A 14802-nucleotide genomic window follows, 5' to 3' on the forward strand; every position below is an offset into this window, starting at 1 on the left:
GATACGGATCATCAAACAATTGTCCGCCGATTTAGGAACGAGCCTATGGCATTAAAAGACTTTCTGCCCATTTTATTCGGCCTGACAATGACAATCGTGTTATCGGCGGCGGCTCGCGCCGAGCCCGTCAGCCTCGTCGGCTTCGGCGACAGCCTGATGGCCGGCTACCAACTCCCCCGGAAGATGCCTTCCCCGCCCGCCTCGAAAAGGCCCTTAAGGACAAGGGGCTCGCCGTCACGATCGCCAACGCCGGCGTATCCGGCGACACCACCTCCAGCGGTCTTGCCCGCATCGACTGGTCGATCCCCGACGGAACAGACGGCGTAATCCTCGAGCTCGGCGCCAACGACGCGCTGCGCGGCATCCCGCCGGAAGAGACGCGCAAGAATCTGGAGGCGATGGTCGCGCGCCTCAAGGAGCGCGGCATCGCCGTCCTGCTCGCGGGAATGATGGCGCCGCCGAACATGGGGCCGGATTATGCGGCGCGCTTCAATCAGATCTATCCCGACCTCGCAAAGGAACACAATCTCGTCTTCTACCCTTTCTTCCTCGACGGCGTCGTGACCGAGGTCGGCCTTAAGCTCGACGACGGCATGCATCCGAACGGCGGGGGTGTCGGCGTCATGGTAGAGCGCTTCCTGCCGACGGCGGAGCTTTTCGTCCGCTCACTTGCGAAAGGAGAATGACAGCGCATCCACAGTTAAGGGAAAGTAAACGTTCCGACGGGACAAATAATGGTTGCGTGCAGATGCGATGCGTGATTCGCTTCAAGCATCTGCAAGAGATTCGGGGAGCTCGCCATGCCGAGACTATTCACCGCCCTCGAAATTCCGCGCAATGCAGCAATGAGTCTTTCCTTGCTGCGCGGAGGTCTTCCCGGAGCTCGCTGGATCGATGTGGAGAATTACCACATCACGCTCCGCTTCATCGGCGACGTCGACTGGCGAACCGCCGACGAGATCATCGACAGGCTTGACCGCATCGAACGGCCCGAGTTTCAGCTGCAGCTGTCGGGCACCGGCGCCTTCGGCTCCAAGAAACCGCACTCCGTCTGGGCCGGCGTCAGCATGGCTTCCGAAATGTTCGCCCTTCAGGCCGAGATCGAGCGCATCTGCCAGCGTATAGGGCTGCCCTCGGATCCGCGAAAGTTCACCCCGCATGTGACGCTGGCGCGCCTGCGCTCATCGCGCGTCGAGGATGTCGTCGAATATCTCTCCGGGCGCGGCAATTTCGTCACCGCTCCCTTTACCGTCTCCCGCTTCGTGCTCCTGTCGTCACGCGATTCGGTCGGCGGCGGTCCTTATCTCACGGAAGAGGTCTTCCCGCTTCACGAAGAGCGCTCGAACCTCGCGAGCAATGAGGAGCATCCTGCTTCGAGCGTCTGGTAAAGCGCCCGAAGGCCTCCGCCGGCTCCCGGATAGGGATCGGAACGTCCTCGTCGAGCGGCGGGCTTGCGCGTGAACATTGTCGCGGGCAAGTTCGTTGATAAGGACGCAATGCAGAAGGAGGAACAGCATGCGGCCGGAAAAATTGGACGCGGCGGCCATCGCCGAGCATTTGCACAAGATGGAGGGCTGGGTCCTTGCGGAGGACGGCGGCTCTATATGGAAGACCTTCCGGTTCAAGACCTTCGCCGAGGCCTTCACCTTCATGACGCAATGCGCCTTCGCCGCCGAAAAGCTCAATCATCATCCGGAATGGTTCAACGTCTACAACAAGGTGGACGTGACGCTGTCGACTCACGACGCGGAAGGACTGACCGAACTCGATTTCAAATTGGCGGCAAAGATGGACCAGGCGGCCGAGGGCCGCATGCCCGACCATATGAAATAAGGGCCGCATGCCCGACCATATCAAATAAGAGGCGCATGCCCGGCCATTTGAAATAGCGGCCACCGTTCCCATATCAGGCTGCGGCACTACAATGCCGCGCAGTACCCTGAACGACCGGAATCGACGCGATGGACGATATCAAGATCGGTGAAATTCTCCTCCCCGGCGAGGAATCCGAGCAGGAGCGCAAGGAACACAAGGTGCGCCGCCGGTTCTGGCCGACCTTCCGGCGCGCGGCCCGGCAGATTCCCTTCAGCCGCGACCTCGTCGCCGCCTATTATTGCGCAGTGGATCCGGCGACGCCGACGCGCACGCGCGGCATTCTGCTCGCGGCGCTCGGCTATTTCGTCCTGCCGATCGATTTCGTGCCGGACATGCTGGCCATGATCGGCTTCTCCGACGACATCGCCGTATTGACGGCCGCCTTCGCCGCGATCAGCGGCCAGATCAAGGAACGGCATTACCAGAAGGCCGACGAAGTGCTGCGAGACAGCGCCGGGCAGTGAGGTATTCCCGCTACTGCGGCGTTTACGCGTCCGATCCCCGGCGCCAGAGGCGCGTTGCCGCAATCCCGCCCGGAAAGTCAAACTCTTGCCCGATTCTTTGTGACATAGAGGGAGGCAAGGGGCGGCTCTCCAGTATCGACGTCGACCGGATCGGCAATCCGGTGCGAATGGACCTCGAGGCGCATTCGGGCGCAAAAAGGGGCGTTTTCCCGAGTCGTTGACGGTTTGGTAACCCGGATTAAGTCAAAATAAACTTAAATCGTGACTATGCGTTGCCCATCCCACGCGGTATCGGGCGACCGTAAGCAAGACAAGCGGCAGGAACTCATGTTTGTAAGAAAGATCGCAACTGCACTCGCACTCGTAATGGCTGCATCCGGCGTGGCTTCCGCTCAATCTCCGACGCGAATCCAGCAGTTCAACGCCTGGGGTGCATATTCCTACCAGGCCGGCAACGGCAAGGTCTGCTATGTGCTGTCCGTGCCGAAGGAAAAGACCCCGGCCGGTGTCGATCACGGCGATATCTTCTTCCTCGTTTCGCAGCGTCCGGGACAGAACATCAGCTATGAGCCGCAGGCGATGATGGGGTACCCGCTGCAGGACAATTCCAAGGTCAACGTGGTGGTCGACGGCCGCACCTTCGTCATGTTCACCAAGGGCAATTCCGCCTGGGTGGAAAACGCCGCCGAGGAACCGGCACTGGTCGCTGCGATGAAATCGGGCAAGGCCATGTCGGTCAACGCGAAGTCGCGGCGCGGTACGGAGACCTCCTACTCCTATTCGCTCTCCGGCATTTCGGCCGCCCTGAAGCAGATCGAGGCCTGCAAGTAAGAGCCAAGCGCGCGTGACGATTGCAAGGGCCGGCCATGAGGCCGGCCTTTTTGCGTTGGGTGTTCAGGCGGATCAGGGGCAGAATAACGTCCCATGGTGACTCGCCGCCAAAAGAATGCTAAAGCGCCCCCAAATTCTGAGCCCCCGCACCCCCGTCGAGCGCGTGGCCGAGGCTCGCCAGATTTCAATTCGAGCATCGGAACAGGATCCGGAAACGTCTCCGGACGAGCCGTCGCTTTACGACAGGACCAGATGAGCATGGCAGCCACCGAGATTTTAAACAGGGCGGACGTCGTCAAGGCGCCCCAGGTGCGACTTGCGCCACAGCTGGAAAAGCCGTCGCTGATCGGCCTGTTGCGCGAAGACATCGCGAAGCTGCTCGTCGAAAAGGGCGTGCCGGAGCGGCAGGTGAAGATGCGCGTCAGCCAGCTCTGGCACTGGCTTTATGTTCGCGGCGTCTCGGATTTCGACGAAATGTCCAACGTCTCCAAGGACATGCGCGAGATGCTGAGGGAGCATTTCACCATCGCACGGCCGGAGATCGTCGAAGAGCAGGTTTCGGGCGACGGCACGCGCAAGTGGCTGCTGCGCTTTCCCCACGCGGCGCCGGCCGTCCGGTAGAGATCGAGACGGTCTACATTCCCGAGGAGGGCCGCGGCACGCTTTGCATTTCGAGCCAGGTCGGCTGCACGCTCACCTGTTCCTTCTGCCACACCGGCACGCAGAAGCTGGTGCGCAATCTGACGGCGGAAGAGATCCTCGCGCAGCTTCTGCTCGCCCGCGACCGGCTCGGCGATTTCCCCGAGCGCGACACGCCGCAGGGTGCGATCGTGCCGGCGGAAGGCCGCAAGATCACCAATATCGTGATGATGGGGATGGGCGAGCCGCTCTACAATTTCGAGAACGTCAAGACGGCGCTGCTGATCGCGTCCGACGGCGACGGGCTGTCGCTGTCGAAGCGGCGCATCACTCTTTCGACCTCAGGCATCGTGCCGGAGATCTACCGCATCGGTGAGGAAATCGGGGTGATGCTCGCGATTTCGCTTCATGCCGTGCGCGACGATCTGCGCGACATGCTGGTGCCGATCAACAAGAAATATCCGCTGAAGGAGCTGATGGAGGCCTGCCGCGCCTATCCGGGCCTGTCGAATGCCCGCCGCATCACCTTCGAATATGTGATGCTGAAGGACGTCAACGACAGCCTGGAAGACGCCAAGGAACTGGTGAAGCTCCTGAAGGGCATCCCGGCCAAGATCAACCTGATCCCCTTCAATCCCTGGCCGGGCACCAATTATCAGTGCTCGGACTGGGAGCAGATCGAGAAGTTCGCCGACTTCATCAACCAGGCCGGCTATGCCTCGCCGATCCGCACCCCGCGCGGCCGCGACATTCTTGCCGCCTGCGGACAGCTCAAGTCGGAATCGGAACGCATGCGCAAGGTCGACCGCCTCGCCTTCGAGGCGATGATGATCGCCAATCACGGCGAGGACTGAGGCGGCTCATCGCCCTTCCAGCGTTTTCGGGCGTGCCGCACGATCACCGCGATCGATGAAGAAGTTTGATGGATGAAGCTGTTTGCGCCGATTGATTTCGGGCCCTTGCTTTCCTAAGAAAGCGGCGGAATTATTCTGAAGCGATGCGGGAGGGACGGTAGCCGGCCTTCCCGGAAATCGCCAACCAAAAACCGGAGGACACCCATGCGTTCGCTTCTTATCGCGCTTGCCGCCACGGTCGCGCTTTCTCTACCGGCACGCGCCGACGAAGTCACGGTTGCCGTCACGGCAATCGTCGAACATCCCGCGCTCGATGCCGCGCGCGACGGCGTCAAGGATGCGCTGGCCGCCGCCGGCTACAAGGAAGGCGAGAACCTCAAGTTCATTTACGAGTCGGCGCAGGGTAACCCGGCGACCGCAGCACAGATCGCCCGCCAGTTCGCGGGCGAGGCCCCGAGCGTAATCGTGCCGATCTCCACCCCGTCGGCCCAGGCCGTGGTCTCCTCCACCCGCGATATTCCCGTTGTCTTCACCGCCGTTTCCGATCCGCTGGGCGCGCAGCTCGTCAAGGACATGGAGAAGCCCGGCGGCAACGTCACCGGTCTTTCCGACCTGTCCCCGGTCGCCGAGCACGTGGCGCTGATCAAGGAGATCCTGCCGAACGTCAAGACCATCGGCTATCTCTACAATTCGGGCGAAGCGAACTCCGTCTCGCTGCTGGCGGTCCTCAAGGAAGAGGCTGAAAAGGCCGGCCTGACGGTGATCGAATCCGCCGCGACGAAATCGGCCGAAGTCCAGGGTGCGGCTCGTGCGCTCGTCGGCCGCGCCGACGCGATCTATGTCCCGACGGACAACACCATCATCTCCGCCCTCGAAGGTGCCGTCGCCGTCGCAGAGGAAAGCAAGCTGCCGCTCTTCACCGCCGACACCGATTCCGTCTCCCGCGGTGCACTGGCGGCCCTCGGCTTCAATTACTATGACGTCGGCAAGCAGACGGGCGAGGTCGTCGTTCGCGTCCTCAAGGGTGAAAACCCCGGCGATATCGCCGTCAAGGTCGCCGCCGGAACCGATCTCGTGATCAACAAGGGCGCCGCCACCCGTATGGGTGTCACGCTGCCGGAGAGCGTCGTCGGACGGGCGACCCGGACGATCGAGTAACGATCCCCCTCTCCGGACGATCCCCCTCTCCGGGCGATCCCCTTTCCGGGCGATCCCCTTTCCGGGCGATCATTGTCTTTTGCCGCCCCCGTTCCATACGGGGGCGGTTCGCTTATCGAGCGGGATACGGAAATGGTGCGCATCCCGCTTCAACTTCAGAATACGTGCTCCGCAGCGCCCTACGCCTGCGGAGCATCCGAGAAGAGGACTACCGGCGTTGAGTCAAATCGCTTTCTGGGGAGCCGTGGAGCTGGGGCTTGTCTATGCCTTCGTCGCCGTCGGCGTCTTTCTCGCCTTCCGGGTGCTCGACTTTCCGGATCTGACCGTTGACGGCTCCTTTCCGCTTGGCGCCGCAGTCACCGCGGTCCTGATCATCGCCGGCGTCAATCCGTGGCTTGCCGCAGCGGTGGCGATGGTCGCCGGTGCTGCCGCAGGGATGGTAACGGCGCTCCTGAACGTGCGGTTCAAGATTCTGAACCTGCTCGCCTCGATCCTGACGATGATTGCGCTCTTCTCGGTCAATCTCCGCATCATGGGCAAGCCCAACGTCGCATTGATCAATGCCGACACGATGCTTTCGCCCTTCTACGGCCTCGGTCTGCGGGACTTCTATGTGCGCCCGCTTTTCGTCGGCATTCTCGTCGCCTTTGCCGTCGTTCTCGTCTGGCGCTTTCTTGAAAGCGATGCGGGCCTTGGGATGCGGGCGACCGGCGCCAATTCCCGCATGGCACGGGCGCAAGGGGTCGACACCAGCCGGCAGATCTATCTCGGCATGGCGATCTCCAACGCACTCGTCGCCCTGGGCGGTGCGCTGTTTGCCCAGACCAACGGCTTTGCCGACGTGACCTCGGGTGTCGGGACGATCGTCGTGGGGCTTGCCGCCGTGATCATCGGCGAGACGCTGCTCGGCGCCCGCGGCATTCTGATCGCGCTCATCGGCTGCGTGCTCGGGTCGATCCTCTACCGCATCGCCATCCAGGTGGCGCTTTCGACCGATACGCTCGGCCTGCAGGCTTCCGATCTCAATTTCGTGACCGCGCTGCTGGTGACGATAGCGCTCATCCTGCCCCGCCTGCGCCGCGGAGGTGCCGCATGATCAACGTCGAAAACATCCAGGTCGTCTTCGGCAAGGGCACGCCGCTCCAGAAGCAGGCGCTGAACGGCGTCAGCCTCACCATCGAGGAAGGTTCCTTCGTCACGGTCATCGGCTCCAACGGCGCCGGCAAGTCGACGCTTCTCGGGGTTCTCGCAGGCGACGTGCTGCCGAGCGGCGGCCGCGTCACGATCGGCACGACCGACGTGACGCGCAAGGGCACGGCGGCCCGCGCAGGGCTCGTCGCGCGTGTCTTCCAGGATCCGCTCGCCGGCAGTTGCGGCGCTCTCTCGATCGAGGAAAACCTGGCGCTGGCCGCCAGGCGCGGCGAAAGCCGCGGCCTGACGCCGGCGCTCGGCTCGCGGCGGCGCGAGCATTTCCGCGAGCGTATCGCCGAACTCAATCTGGGTCTCGAAAACCGCATGCGCGACCGCATGGACCTGCTTTCGGGCGGCCAGCGCCAGGCGGTGTCGCTGGTGATGGCGACGCTTGCGGGCTCCGAGGTGCTGCTGCTCGACGAGCACACGGCGGCACTCGACCCGGGAATGGCCGAGTTCATCATGAACCTCACCCAGAAGATCGTCTCGGACCGCAAGCTGACGACGCTGATGGTCACGCATTCGATGCGCCAGGCGCTCGATTTCGGCCACCGCACCGTCATGCTCCACGGCGGCGAGATCGTGCTCGATGTTGCGGGCGACAGCCGCAAGACGCTTCAGGTCGAGGACCTCATCGCCATGTTCCGCCGCATTCGCGGGCAGACGTTGGACGACGATGCGCTGCTGATCGGGTGACGAAGTTTGGGGGGTGTGGCCTCTCATCTGCCTGCCGGCATCTTCTCCCCGTAGGACGGGGAGAAGAGGGCACGCCGCGATCTCGGCGCTCGATCCGCAACCTTGAATATCGACTCGAAATTTGGGTAGCGGATCTTGCCGCTTGTCTCTTCTCCCCGTCAGGACGGGGAGAAGATGCCGGCAGGCAGATGAGGGGCAAATAACCGCAAGCGCCCGGAGGTAATCTCAGCGCGCCTGCGTCAGGAAAATCTTCACGGCAAAAATCGAGAAGACGCCGGCGAAGCTGTAGTCGATCGCCCGCATGACGCGCCTGTTGCGTTGCAGCCAGGTGGCAAGCCAATCGGCGGCGAGCACGACCATCGCATTGACCGGCATGCCGATGACGATGAAGAAAAAGCCGAGGAACAGGAGCTTGCCCGTGACGGCGGGATCACCGGCGCTGACGAACTGCGGCAGGAAGGTCATGAAGAATATCACGACTTTCGGGTTCAGAATGTTCACCGAAAAGCCGGTCGCGACGTTCGAAAGCGCAGTTCCCTTCGCCTCCGTCACCTTCGTCACCGACAGGCTGGATCCGTAGCGGATCGCCTGGATCGCAAGCCAGAGGAGATAGGCTGCACCGCCGGTCTTCAGAACCAGGAAGGCGGACGGAGATGCCGTGATCAGTGCCGAAATGCCGAAGGCGACGAGCAGCGTATGGACAACGATGCCGAGTCCGGTGCCGAGCACGACGAAAAGCGCGGCCTTCTTCCCCTGTGCCAGCGCCCGGCTGATCGAAAGCGTCATGTCCGGACCCGGTGTCGCGGCGAGGAGGAGACTTGCTGCGGCGAAAGCGATGAGTGTCGGCAGGTTGGGAACGAAATCCATGACGCATTCCTCGAACGACGATCCTTGCTGATACCTCCGGCCTGAGGCTTTTGCCAGTGGATTCACGCGACCTGGCAACCGCCTTGCATTTTCTTCCCGCCTGTCCTCCGCGCTCGAACGCGGCACAGTTTTGGGCGACATGCAGTAGTTCCGCTTGTATCCCCTCAAGTTCTGGCTAAAGTGCCGCAGATTTTCGATGCGGCAGCGCCGCGCCCGAGAGCCTGACAAAACGAGCAGACGGACAAAAACCATGGCATCGCATAAAGACGTCAAGAAGGTCGTTCTCGCCTATTCCGGCGGTCTCGACACCTCGATCATCCTCAAATGGCTGCAGACGGAACTGGGCGCCGAAGTGGTGACCTTCACCGCCGACCTCGGCCAGGGCGAAGAACTGGAGCCGGCTCGCAAGAAGGCCGAGATGCTCGGCATCAAGGAGATCTATATCGAGGACGTCCGCGAGGAATTCGTGAGGGACTTCGTGTTCCCGATGTTCCGCGCCAATGCCGTCTATGAAGGCGTCTACCTGCTCGGAACCTCGATCGCCCGTCCGCTGATCTCCAAACACCTCATCGATATCGCCAGGAAGACCGGCGCCGATGCGATCGCCCATGGCGCGACCGGCAAGGGCAACGACCAGGTGCGGTTCGAACTTTCTGCTTACGCGCTCAATCCGGACATCAAGATCATCGCCCCCTGGCGCGACTGGTCGTTCAAGAGCCGCACCGATCTGCTCGAATTCGCCGAAAAGCACCAGATCCCGGTCGCCAAGGACAAGAAGGGCGAGGCGCCTTTCTCCGTCGACGCCAACCTCCTGCACTCCTCCTCGGAAGGAAAAGTGCTGGAGGACCCGGCCCAGGAAGCTCCCGAATATGTGCACATGCGCACCATTTCGCCGGAAGCGGCACCCGACAAGGCGACTATCATCAAGGTCGGCTTCGAACGTGGCGATGCCGTCTCGATCGACGGCGTGCGCATGTCGCCGGCAACGCTCCTTGCCAAGCTCAACGAATACGGCCGCGACAACGGCATCGGCCGCCTCGACCTCGTGGAGAACCGCTTCGTCGGCATGAAGTCGCGCGGCGTCTACGAGACTCCCGGCGGCACGATCCTGCTTGCGGCCCATCGTGCGATCGAGAGCATCACGCTCGACCGAGGCGCGGCGCATCTGAAGGACGAACTGATGCCGCGCTATGCCGAGCTCATCTATTACGGCTTCTGGTTCTCTCCGGAGCGCGAAATGCTGCAGGCGGCGATCGACAAGAGCCAGGAGCATGTGGAAGGCGAAGTGACGCTGAAGCTCTACAAGGGCAATGTCATGGTCATCGGCCGCGAGAGCGGCAAGTCGCTCTATTCCGACAAGCTCGTCACCTTCGAGGACGATCAGGGCGCCTACGACCAGAAGGATGCCGCCGGCTTCATCAAGCTCAACGCGCTGCGCCTGCGCACGCTGGCAGCGCGCAACCGCTAAGCTCTGAAGGATTGCAGGTTGGGAGCCGCGGTGGATCGCTCCGCCGCGGTTTTTTATCTTTGCTCACTCCGCCGCTTCGCTCAGCGGCGTCTCCGCAGCCGCCGGTGCGACCAGCGGCCTTAGGCGAACGGACCTGCGGTACCAGAAATAGCTTGCAAGCGAGAGAAGGCCGAAGCTCGGAATGATCGTTCCGAGTGCTGTGGCCGGCACCCCGACGAGAGCGGCAAGCGCGCCGCCGAGGAGTCCGGCGCTCATCTGGATGAAGCCCATCATCGCCGAAGCCGTGCCGGCGATATGCGGGAAGGGGGCCATCGCAGCCGTCATCATATAGGGCATGACGAAGGCGATGCCGAAGGCATAGATCCCGATCGGCGTCATCACCGAGAGGAAAGTCGGTTCCAGCGCATGCATGGTGAAGGCGAGGGCGAGGCTCGCCGCGCCGATGAAGAAGAGACCGGCCGGCACGAGCGCCTGCGGCGTGAAGCGACGCATCATGAGACGCATCGTGACCGTCCCCGAAAAGAACAGGCCCGATTGCATGAGCATGCCGATGCCGAACTCGGTCGGGGTGAGCCCGACCTGGCTGATCAGCACGAAGGGCAGCATGGTCGCCCATGCATAGAGCGCGCCGACCGCGCCGGCGATCACCAATGTCGAGGACACGAAGCGAGCGTCCCTCATAAGCTCGCCATAGGCTGCGAGAATGGGCCGGAAATGCCCCTTGTTGCGATCCGGCGTCGTCGTCTCCGCCATGAAGAGCTGAACGATGAAGCACGCCATCAGCGCGAAGCCGACCATCAGCAGGAAGATCGACTGCCAGCCGAAGAGGCCAAGCGCGATACCGCCGAGGGTCGGTGAGACCGCCGGCCCGAGCGCCAGCATCATGCCGATCATGTTCATGATGCGCGCTGCCGTTGTGCCGGTGAACTGGTCGCGAACGATGGCGCGCGCCACGGTCATTCCGACGGAGGCGCCGATTCCCTGCACGAGGCGTCCCGCGAGCAGCACCGGGACGGAGGGCGCGAAGGCCGCCATCAGGCTGCCGGCGAGATAGATAACCATGAAGATCAGCGTTGTTCGCCGCCGGCCGATGACGTCGGAAAGCGTGCCCGAGGCGAGCTGGGCAAGGGCGAAGCCGCCGAAATAGAGAGACAGCGTCATCTTGATCGCCGCTTCGGTGGAGGCGAAGGCACGCACGAGCTCCGGCATTGCCGGCGTGTAGAGCGCCATCGAGATGGGGCCGAGCGCCACCAGGAAGGCGCCGATGATGCTCGTGCGCCGCTCGCTCATCCTGAGCGTCATTCGGCCGCCCCCTTCTCCTTGCCGGCGAGACACGGGTCGAGGCGGCGGAGACTGTCCCGCAGGATCCTCAGGTTTGCGCGCAGGACCTCCCGTCCGTCGTCGCCCAGGTCCTCGGTATAAGCATTCATCATTTCACGCAGGCCCGACATCAGCTCGGTGATGAGCGGATCGGCCTTGTCGGTCACGACGACGTTCTTGGCGCGCCGGTCCGCCGGATCCGGGATGCGCGCGACGAGGCCCATCGCTTCCAGGCGGTCGAGATAGGCGGAGAGGGTCATGGGCTCGATCCCCATTCGGGTCGCGATCTCCGCCTGCTTGATGCCCTCGGTGACGGCCACCTGGACCAATGTGCGCGCCTCGCCGGGCGTGATCCCGAGGTCCATCGCATTGACCTTGCGATCGAAGGCACCGCGCAACAGGCGGGAGACATCGGTGAGGAGCATCCCGATCGTATCGGACTCGAGTTTCCTGGGCATTTGATCGATCGCGTTGAATAATAAGTTTTGCTTATCATATCCGTTCCGCCCATTCAACGCGAGCACGCTCGTCATCGGGTTTCACTCCCCGCCTCGCCGATTGCCGAACTGTCAAAAAATTGATATGAGCACGGTCATGGAATCCAAATTCGGATGTCGCGAGCAGAAGATCGTCGTGCTGCAGGATCACAAGCGCCTGCCGGCACGCTTTTTTGCGCGCGTTTCAGGGGCGCTCACCAGCCGCCTATCCTGATCGCACGATCAGCGTTACCGGCCGCATTGGCGCCGGCCCCCATTCCACATTCTTGAAAATACGATGGATACATACCCCATGAGCGCACCGCGTACTCTCTACGACAAGATCTGGGACGATCACCTGGTGGACAGCCAGGCCGACGGAACCTGTCTCCTCTACATCGATCGTCACCTCGTTCACGAGGTGACGAGCCCGCAGGCCTTCGAAGGACTGCGCATGGCCGGGCGCAAGGTTCGCGCCCCGGAAAAGACGCTCGCCGTCGTCGACCATAACGTGCCGACCTCACCGGACCGCCATCTCGGCATCAAGAACGAGGAAAGCCGCATCCAGGTCGAGGCGCTTGCCAGGAACGCCGCGGATTTCGGCGTCGAATATTATTCGGAGAACGACAAGCGCCAGGGGATCGTTCACATCGTCGGTCCGGAGCAGGGCTTCACGCTGCCTGGCATGACGATCGTCTGCGGCGACAGCCACACTTCGACGCACGGCGCCTTCGGTGCGCTGGCGCACGGCATCGGCACGTCCGAGGTCGAGCATGTCCTGGCGACGCAGACGCTGATCCAGAAAAAGGCGAAGAACATGCTGGTGCGCGTCGACGGCCAATTGCCGCCGGGCGTCACCGCAAAGGACATCATCCTTGCGATCATCGGCGAGATCGGCACGGCAGGCGGCACCGGCCACGTTATCGAGTTTGCCGGTGAGGCGATCCGGTCGCTGTCGATGGAAGGCCGCATGACCGTCTGCAACATGACGATCGAAGGCGGCGCGCGCGCCGGGCTGATCGCACCGGACGAAACCACCTTCGAGTACATCAAGGACAAGCCGCGCGCCCCCAAGGGCGAGGCCTGGGACAGGGCGGTCGAATACTGGAAGACGCTGCACACGGACGAAGGCGCCCATTACGACCGCGTCGTCGTGCTCGATGCCGCCAATCTGCCGCCGATCGTTTCCTGGGGCTCCTCGCCGGAAGACGTCGTCTCCGTCCAGGGCGTCGTTCCCGACCCGGACGACATCCAGGACGAGACGAAGCGGACCTCCAAGTGGCGTGCGCTCGACTATATGGGCCTGAAGCCCGGCACGAAGATCACCGACATCGCCATCGACCGGGTGTTCATCGGCTCCTGCACCAATGGCCGCATCGAGGACCTGCGCGCCGTCGCACAGGTGGTCGAAGGCCGCAAGGTCGCCCCGACCGTTTCGGCGATGATCGTTCCGGGCTCCGGCCTCGTCAAGGAACAGGCGGAAGCGGAAGGCCTGGACAAGATCTTCAAGGAAGCGGGCTTCGACTGGCGCGAGCCCGGCTGCTCCATGTGCCTGGCGATGAACGACGACCGCCTGAAGCCCGGCGAACGTTGTGCCTCCACATCGAACCGCAACTTCGAAGGCCGCCAGGGCTTCAAGGGGCGCACGCATCTGCTTTCTCCGGCAATGGCAGCCGCGGCGGCGGTCGCTGGTCATTTTGTCGACATTCGCGAATGGAAATAGCCGGTTTTGAGCTTTTCCGGCGTTTGAGCCGCCCTTCGGGGCGGCTTTTTTTATGCGCATGATGATGCGACAATGCGCTGCCGCCCCCGGTTTTCTGCCCTGAGGAGCTTTCATGCCCGATGACGCCCGGCCCTCGACACGCCGACTCATGCTGCTCCGCCATGCGAAGTCCGCCTGGCCGGACGGCGTTGCCGACCATCGCCGGCCGCTTTCGGAGCGTGGACGCAAGGCGGCGCCCCTCGTCGGCGCCTTCATCGCCCGGCAAGGGCTTGCTCCGGACCTGGCGCTCGTTTCGACCGCGCGGCGCGCCCAGGAGACCTGGGAGCTCGTCACCGGGGCGTTGCCGCACAAGATCCCCGAGCGCGATGCGGCCGGCATCTACGAGGTCGCCGCATCGGCCATTCTCGACGCCGTCCGCAGGGTCGAGCCGACGGTGCAGAAACTGCTCCTCGTCGGCCACAATCCGGGAATGGCCGATCTTTCGCTTCTGCTTGCCGGGCGCGGCGATGAAGCGGCGCTGGAGCGGCTGAGGGAGAAGTTTCCGACAGCCGGACTTGCGGTCATGGATTTCGACGTCGAGTGCTGGTCGGACATAGCGCCCGGCACCGGCCGCCTGGTTCGCTTCGTGACGCCGCGCATGCTTGAGGAGGAACGGTCGGGCTGATTCGGGGGCTTTTTCCCGGGGCCGAAGCTACACCACCTTCACGATCATCCCGCGGTGCATTTGCCGGATCAGTCGACGCATTGCCGGAAGGCTGACGGCCACGCAGCCCTCGGTCGGCTCGTAGCCCGGACGGATGAGGTGGAAGAAGATCGCCGAGCCGGCATTGCGCCTTCGGGAGGAAATGTTCCAATCCATGACGAGGCAGATGTCGTAGAGCCCGTCGTCGCGCATCATGCGTTCATGTCCGGCACGAAACGGCGCCCTGACGGGGCGATTGTAGCACGGGTGTTGGGGGGCATCGCACCAGAGCATGTCGCGCCGCACGGCCCGCATCGGCAGGCGCGTCGAGGGAAACGGGACGCGATCGCGCCTGACATAGCCGCCGATGAGCCGCATGACCGCGCGCGGCGTCGCCCCGTCGCCTTCGCGCTTGATGGCAGTGACGCCGCTGCGCCCGATCGCAGCCTGCTCGACCCGTCCGTCGAAAAGCACGAGGGCGCGCTTGCGGTCGCGCGGAGCGGTTCTGACGACGATGGTCCCTTTTCTCGATCCTGTTGTCGACGCCTTCTTGCGCAT

Annotated in this window: 14 protein-coding genes and 2 pseudogenes; 12 read left to right on the plus strand and 4 right to left on the minus strand. The window is 63.1% G+C overall.

Going from position 1 to position 14802, the window contains the following annotated elements:
* Positions 1-45 precede the first annotated feature (45 nt).
* From N0Q91_RS18575 to N0Q91_RS18615, 9 genes and pseudogenes are all read left to right on the plus strand, one after another.
* Positions 46-686: pseudogene (locus N0Q91_RS18575) on the plus strand (arylesterase).
* A 114-nt stretch (positions 687-800) separates the two neighbouring features.
* The gene (gene thpR / locus N0Q91_RS18580; RefSeq protein ID WP_018097384.1) at positions 801-1388 is read left to right on the plus strand and encodes an RNA 2',3'-cyclic phosphodiesterase; all 588 of its coding nucleotides are present in this window, start codon (positions 801-803) and stop codon (positions 1386-1388) included.
* Between the two features lie 127 nt (positions 1389-1515).
* On the plus strand, positions 1516-1833 hold the full coding sequence (locus tag N0Q91_RS18585; protein WP_028010554.1) for a 4a-hydroxytetrahydrobiopterin dehydratase: 318 nt from the start codon (positions 1516-1518) through the stop codon (positions 1831-1833).
* Positions 1834-1961: 128 nt separating this feature from the next.
* Positions 1962-2339 carry a YkvA family protein gene (locus N0Q91_RS18590; RefSeq protein ID WP_275597161.1) on the plus strand — a complete coding sequence of 126 codons (378 nt, stop codon included), beginning with the start codon at positions 1962-1964 and terminating at the stop codon, positions 2337-2339.
* 327 nt (positions 2340-2666) lie between these two features.
* The gene (locus N0Q91_RS18595) at positions 2667-3170 is read left to right on the plus strand and encodes an invasion associated locus B family protein (RefSeq protein ID WP_100672716.1); all 504 of its coding nucleotides are present in this window, start codon (positions 2667-2669) and stop codon (positions 3168-3170) included.
* A gap of 258 nt (positions 3171-3428) precedes the next feature.
* Positions 3429-4663 (plus strand): annotated as a pseudogene (gene rlmN / locus N0Q91_RS18600) (dual-specificity RNA methyltransferase RlmN).
* A 204-nt stretch (positions 4664-4867) separates the two neighbouring features.
* Complete coding sequence (locus N0Q91_RS18605; protein WP_018097379.1) at positions 4868-5821, plus strand: ABC transporter substrate-binding protein; 954 nt, start codon at positions 4868-4870, stop codon at positions 5819-5821.
* Positions 5822-6038: 217 nt separating this feature from the next.
* Entirely contained in the window at positions 6039-6917 is an 879-nt protein-coding gene (locus N0Q91_RS18610) for an ABC transporter permease (RefSeq protein WP_275597162.1), read from the plus strand.
* Positions 6914-7708: an ABC transporter ATP-binding protein gene (locus N0Q91_RS18615; RefSeq protein WP_100672718.1), complete on the plus strand. Its 795-nt coding sequence runs from the start codon at positions 6914-6916 to the stop codon at positions 7706-7708. The genes N0Q91_RS18610 and N0Q91_RS18615 overlap by 4 nt, the downstream gene beginning before the upstream one ends.
* A 225-nt stretch (positions 7709-7933) precedes the next feature.
* Here the strand turns inward: N0Q91_RS18615 and N0Q91_RS18620 are convergent, their stop codons facing one another.
* A complete protein-coding gene (locus tag N0Q91_RS18620) occupies positions 7934-8575 on the minus strand; it encodes a LysE family translocator (RefSeq protein ID WP_100672719.1) in 642 nt (213 codons plus the stop codon).
* Between the two features lie 250 nt (positions 8576-8825).
* On the opposite strand from N0Q91_RS18620, the gene N0Q91_RS18625 reads away from it, so the two are divergent.
* Complete coding sequence (locus N0Q91_RS18625; protein ID WP_100672720.1) at positions 8826-10043, plus strand: argininosuccinate synthase; 1218 nt, start codon at positions 8826-8828, stop codon at positions 10041-10043.
* A gap of 63 nt (positions 10044-10106) precedes the next feature.
* On the opposite strand, the gene N0Q91_RS18630 is transcribed toward N0Q91_RS18625, so the two are convergent.
* Together N0Q91_RS18630 and N0Q91_RS18635 are read right to left on the minus strand one after the other, a co-directional pair.
* Positions 10107-11345: a multidrug effflux MFS transporter gene (locus N0Q91_RS18630; protein ID WP_275597163.1), complete on the minus strand. Its 1239-nt coding sequence runs from the start codon at positions 11343-11345 to the stop codon at positions 10107-10109.
* On the minus strand, positions 11342-11821 hold the full coding sequence (locus tag N0Q91_RS18635) for a MarR family winged helix-turn-helix transcriptional regulator (protein WP_026168844.1): 480 nt from the start codon (positions 11819-11821) through the stop codon (positions 11342-11344). Before N0Q91_RS18635 ends, N0Q91_RS18630 begins: the two co-directional genes overlap by 4 nt.
* A 331-nt stretch (positions 11822-12152) precedes the next feature.
* Here N0Q91_RS18635 and leuC point away from each other — a divergent pair, with 331 nt between their 5' ends.
* Together leuC and N0Q91_RS18645 are read left to right on the plus strand one after the other, a co-directional pair.
* Complete coding sequence (gene leuC / locus N0Q91_RS18640; protein WP_100672722.1) at positions 12153-13562, plus strand: 3-isopropylmalate dehydratase large subunit; 1410 nt, start codon at positions 12153-12155, stop codon at positions 13560-13562.
* A gap of 112 nt (positions 13563-13674) precedes the next feature.
* A complete protein-coding gene (locus tag N0Q91_RS18645) occupies positions 13675-14226 on the plus strand; it encodes a SixA phosphatase family protein (protein ID WP_275597164.1) in 552 nt (183 codons plus the stop codon).
* 27 nt (positions 14227-14253) lie between these two features.
* Here the strand turns inward: N0Q91_RS18645 and N0Q91_RS18650 are convergent, their stop codons facing one another.
* Complete coding sequence (locus N0Q91_RS18650; RefSeq protein ID WP_275597165.1) at positions 14254-14802, minus strand: L,D-transpeptidase family protein; 549 nt, start codon at positions 14800-14802, stop codon at positions 14254-14256.

The sequence above is a fragment of the Sinorhizobium prairiense genome, assembly GCF_029201645.2.
In the GTDB taxonomy this organism is placed as follows: domain Bacteria; phylum Pseudomonadota; class Alphaproteobacteria; order Rhizobiales; family Rhizobiaceae; genus Sinorhizobium; species Sinorhizobium meliloti_A.

Coding starts and splice junctions, on each gene's coding strand:
- N0Q91_RS18605 (WP_018097379.1), top strand. CDS start 4,868: ATGCGTTCGCTTCTTATCGCGCTTGCCGCCACGGTCGCGCTTTCTCTA.
- N0Q91_RS18650 (WP_275597165.1), bottom strand. CDS start 14,802: ATGCGCAAGAAGGCGTCGACAACAGGATCGAGAAAAGGGACCATCGTC.
- thpR (WP_018097384.1), top strand. CDS start 801: ATGCCGAGACTATTCACCGCCCTCGAAATTCCGCGCAATGCAGCAATG.
- N0Q91_RS18630 (WP_275597163.1), bottom strand. CDS start 11,345: ATGACGCTCAGGATGAGCGAGCGGCGCACGAGCATCATCGGCGCCTTC.
- N0Q91_RS18625 (WP_100672720.1), top strand. CDS start 8,826: ATGGCATCGCATAAAGACGTCAAGAAGGTCGTTCTCGCCTATTCCGGC.
- N0Q91_RS18635 (WP_026168844.1), bottom strand. CDS start 11,821: ATGCCCAGGAAACTCGAGTCCGATACGATCGGGATGCTCCTCACCGAT.
- leuC (WP_100672722.1), top strand. CDS start 12,153: ATGAGCGCACCGCGTACTCTCTACGACAAGATCTGGGACGATCACCTG.
- N0Q91_RS18585 (WP_028010554.1), top strand. CDS start 1,516: ATGCGGCCGGAAAAATTGGACGCGGCGGCCATCGCCGAGCATTTGCAC.
- N0Q91_RS18645 (WP_275597164.1), top strand. CDS start 13,675: ATGCCCGATGACGCCCGGCCCTCGACACGCCGACTCATGCTGCTCCGC.
- N0Q91_RS18590 (WP_275597161.1), top strand. CDS start 1,962: ATGGACGATATCAAGATCGGTGAAATTCTCCTCCCCGGCGAGGAATCC.
- N0Q91_RS18620 (WP_100672719.1), bottom strand. CDS start 8,575: ATGGATTTCGTTCCCAACCTGCCGACACTCATCGCTTTCGCCGCAGCA.
- N0Q91_RS18595 (WP_100672716.1), top strand. CDS start 2,667: ATGTTTGTAAGAAAGATCGCAACTGCACTCGCACTCGTAATGGCTGCA.
- N0Q91_RS18615 (WP_100672718.1), top strand. CDS start 6,914: ATGATCAACGTCGAAAACATCCAGGTCGTCTTCGGCAAGGGCACGCCG.